The organism is Flavobacterium sp. (assembly GCF_043720215.1).
Classification (GTDB): Bacteria; Bacteroidota; Bacteroidia; order Flavobacteriales; family Flavobacteriaceae; genus Flavobacterium.
In genome coordinates, this window is sequence record NZ_JAYSSZ010000164.1 from 1 (window position 1) to 3,681 (window position 3,681).

The 3,681-nt window shown below is 28.0% G+C and carries 6 protein-coding genes; 3 read left to right on the forward strand and 3 right to left on the reverse strand.

From position 1 onward, the window contains the following. Positions 1-383 (forward strand): cytidylyltransferase domain-containing protein (locus ACHZC3_RS07610; RefSeq protein WP_394759265.1); only part of this gene is annotated, 383 nt, incomplete at its 5' end. 9 nt (positions 384-392) lie between these two features. Here ACHZC3_RS07610 and ACHZC3_RS07615 read toward each other — a convergent pair. Both ACHZC3_RS07615 and ACHZC3_RS07620 read right to left on the reverse strand, forming a co-directional pair. Beyond that, positions 393-1,103: a potassium channel family protein gene (locus tag ACHZC3_RS07615; protein ID WP_394759266.1), complete on the reverse strand. Its 711-nt coding sequence runs from the start codon at positions 1,101-1,103 to the stop codon at positions 393-395. Positions 1,104-1,113: 10 nt separating this feature from the next. Continuing rightward, complete coding sequence (locus ACHZC3_RS07620; protein WP_394759267.1) at positions 1,114-1,773, reverse strand: spermidine synthase; 660 nt, start codon at positions 1,771-1,773, stop codon at positions 1,114-1,116. Between the two features lie 53 nt (positions 1,774-1,826). Between ACHZC3_RS07620 and ACHZC3_RS07625 the strand changes: the two genes are divergently transcribed. Further along, positions 1,827-2,384: a 1-acyl-sn-glycerol-3-phosphate acyltransferase gene (locus ACHZC3_RS07625; RefSeq protein WP_394759268.1), complete on the forward strand. Its 558-nt coding sequence runs from the start codon at positions 1,827-1,829 to the stop codon at positions 2,382-2,384. Here ACHZC3_RS07625 and ACHZC3_RS07630 read toward each other — a convergent pair whose 3' ends face one another. After that, the gene (locus ACHZC3_RS07630) at positions 2,385-2,864 is read right to left on the reverse strand and encodes a helix-turn-helix domain-containing protein (protein WP_394759269.1); all 480 of its coding nucleotides are present in this window, start codon (positions 2,862-2,864) and stop codon (positions 2,385-2,387) included. It lies immediately after the preceding gene. A gap of 303 nt (positions 2,865-3,167) precedes the next feature. Here ACHZC3_RS07630 and ACHZC3_RS07635 point away from each other — a divergent pair. Further along, the coding region (locus tag ACHZC3_RS07635) for a M14 family zinc carboxypeptidase (RefSeq protein WP_394759270.1) at positions 3,168-3,681 on the forward strand (514 nt) is incomplete at its 3' end.

Here is a 3,681-nt window from a genome sequence, read left to right on the forward strand (position 1 = left end):
ATGTTGATAAGCAAGTAGATTTGGCTTCCTTAATGAGAAATATCACGGATAAAAACGATATTGAAAACCCAAATAATGTCAAAGTAATTGTCGACCAACAAGGATTTGCATTATATTTTTCTCGTTCCGTAATTCCGTATCCAAGAGAAGAAAATGTGGGCGTGAGATATATGCAACACATTGGTATTTATGCTTTTAGAAAACAAGCCTTGCTAGATTTTTATCATTTACCAATGCTATCACTCGAAGCTTCCGAGAAACTTGAACAACTTCGCTATTTAGAATACGGAAAACGCATCAAAATGATCGAAACTACTCATGTAGGAATTGGAATTGACACTTTGGAGGATTTGGAGAAGGCGAGGAAAATGTTAATCAAATAAGACCAATATTTACATCTCACTTTCACTATCAAAATATCCTCTACTTTTTACTTTTGCTGAAAAGAAATTTAAGAATAAAATCACAAACGATAGGAAAAACATAGCCTGAACACTTACTAAAACTTTAGCAAATGTTGTAATTGGATAATAATCTCCAAAACCAATAGAATTGGCACTTACAATACTAAAATAAATAGGATCAAACCAATGCAAAAACGGCTTATTCATATGATTACCACAGGAATACAACACAGCAAATGCAATAACAATTTCAAGATAATTAAAAAATAACAATAGCATCGAACGCTTGTAGGAGCGTGGTCGCGATAACATATCTGAGGCAAAAATTAGTGTAGGAATGTACAAAATAGTTTCCAGTAAAAGATAGACCATTATCCCTACAACTATCAGATTATCGTACCAATGGTATTTTAAAATAAGTATTGGAAATATGACTTTAATTAGCACGAATAAATCCATTGCTAAATCTTGGTATTCAAATCCTTTTTTGCTGGCAAAATACTTAATATAAATTCCAGGAAACAAAAGTTGAGAAATAGAAAGAAATAATCTAAATATTTTTTCGATTCCGTTATCGTCCTGATGATCGTTATTCCAAATTGAGCGTATATTCAAAATACGCTTTTCTATAGGATTAAATCGTTGTTTTTCTTTTTTAGAAATCTTACCAACTAATAATTTTTTAAGAAATGCTTTCATTTGCAGTAATTTAGCTTAGAATAAATAACTCATTATCTCCTTCAAGATTTGGAATCCTTTTTACTGATATATTTTTTAATTCTATCAATTTAGTAAAATTTTCATTTCTAATTTGTGTTGAATTGTCACTTACAATTGTATTAAAAACAATACAGCCGTTTGCATTTAAAAGATTGAAAACAGAAGTAATAAATATTTCTTCAAATAGAAAATCGGGCATTATATTATCTTCAAAAATATCAATGATTATTAAATCGAATTTTTTCTTAGTTTCTTGTACAAAATTTCTAGCATCAGCAATAATAATTTCGATATTTTCAATTTTATCTAAACCAAAATATGTATTTGCAAGATTTATAGTTTCAGAATCTATTTCGACACCAGTTATGTTTCCCTTATATTGCAATTCATCTACTAACGTTTTAATTACGCTTCCTCCAGCAACACCTAGTATTAGTATATTTTCAAAAGATTTAATTATATCAAAACCAACTTCTTTTAAACCATATCGAAGTACTTTTTGTAAACTCCCATAAGAAAAATTAGTATTTTTAGAATCCAAGACTAATTGTCCATTATTCCAAGTAATTTCTAGACTTTTATTAATATCAGATTTTACCTCATATACTTTTATTGGAACTAAATAGCTTAAAAGTCGCTTGAAATTCATAATTTGCCTTTTCAAATAGTAAATATAATGCTATTTTTGACTAAATTTTAACAATGAAAAAAAATATATACCGATTCATTTTTTTCAAACTCATGGGTTGGAAAATCTCTGGAAGTATTAATCCTGAAATAAAAAAATGTATAATGATTACAGTACCTCATACCAGTAATCATGATTTTTATTTGGGGATTTTTACACGCGGGATTACAGGTTTGGAGATGAATTTTGTAGCCAAAAAAGAATTATTCAAATTTCCATTCGGAGCTTATTTTCGTTGGATGGGAGGAGAGCCACTTGACAGAACAGGAGGTTTAAACAAAGTAGATGCTATTGCAAATATTTTTACTAAAAGAGAAGTGTTTCGTCTTGCCATTGCTCCCGAAGGAACTCGAAAAAAAGTAACAGAATGGAAAACAGGATTTTATTACATTGCCATGAAAGCAAATGTGCCAATAATTCCAGTAGTTTTCAATTTTGGAGAAAAAGAAGTCAAATTGTGTGAACCATTTTATCCAACAGGAAATATTGATAATGATATAAAAGTATTAGAATCTAATTTTATTGGAGTTATTGGAAAAATTCCTAAAAATAGTTATGTACCAAAAAAATAATTATTCGGGCAAGTAATTTTTAAAACTTCCATTTTTGTAAAAAACTACAATTCGTTCAATTTCCGATTCATTATTTATGCTTTGTATATTTCCCGTATTTGAAAAATTATTTTTTATATTTTCAAATACGGGATTTTTTTCTATTTGTTTTTCTTCAGAAAATAAATCAGGAAAATCTTGGGTTATATTTTCTTCAATATTTTTTTTTGAAATTGGAGTAGAAGTTTGAATATTTGGGGTCTTTATAATTTCCGATTTTGGAAAATTTCCTTTTCCATTCAAAATCCAATACAAATCTACTTCAGGAAAATTCTCAATTATTTTTAATATTAAATCTAAACTTGGCTTATTTCTGCCAGATAGTAGATGTGACAAACTAGAACGCTGCACACCAACTTTATCAGCAAAACCAGAAGCAGATAAGCTATAGTAATCTAGTATAATTTCTAGTCTTTTTATAAAATCGTCTATGTTTACCATTGTAAATTAGTATTAATTAATCACTAAGTTACAAATGTAAACAATTGTAGTCTAATAACCTATTTTACAATTGTAAAAAGCAATCGATTTATAATCTAACACTTTATATGAATATATTTAACTAACTGGAAATTAAATAATTAAATATTTAGTTATTATTTAAAAATTTAATGTTTACAATACATAACAACTTACATGCATAATGATTGAAAGCTGTTTACAGAAGTTAATTAAAACTGTTAATTTCTTGTTTACAATTGTAAATAATAAGATGTTTACTTTTGTAAATTATAACATTTTACTATGGATTGGATTAAAATATTTGCAGAAATTAAAGAGCAAAAATTGTTTGGAAGATATATTACGAACAATCATGTTGAGCCAGTTTTGGAAAATTTATCAGATGTTTTCGATGTATCAACAATTGGTTTGTCAGTAAATAAAAAACCTATTTATACAATTAGAATTGGAACTGGAAAAACAAAAATATTCCTCTGGTCGCAAATGCATGGAAATGAATCTACAACTACAAAAGCTCTTTTTGATTTATTTAATTTTCTAAAAGAAGATTCCGACGAAGCTAAAAAGATTAAAAAAGAGTTTACATTATTATGTATACCAATTCTAAATCCTGACGGTGCAGAAGCTTATACCAGAGAAAATGCTAATGAAGTAGATTTAAACCGTGATTCGGTAAATTTATCTCAACCAGAAAGTCAGTTATTACGAAAAACATTTGAGCGTTTTATGCCCAATTATTGTTTTAATCTTCATGATCAGCGCACGATTTATGCTGCGGGAGAAACTCGTAATCCAG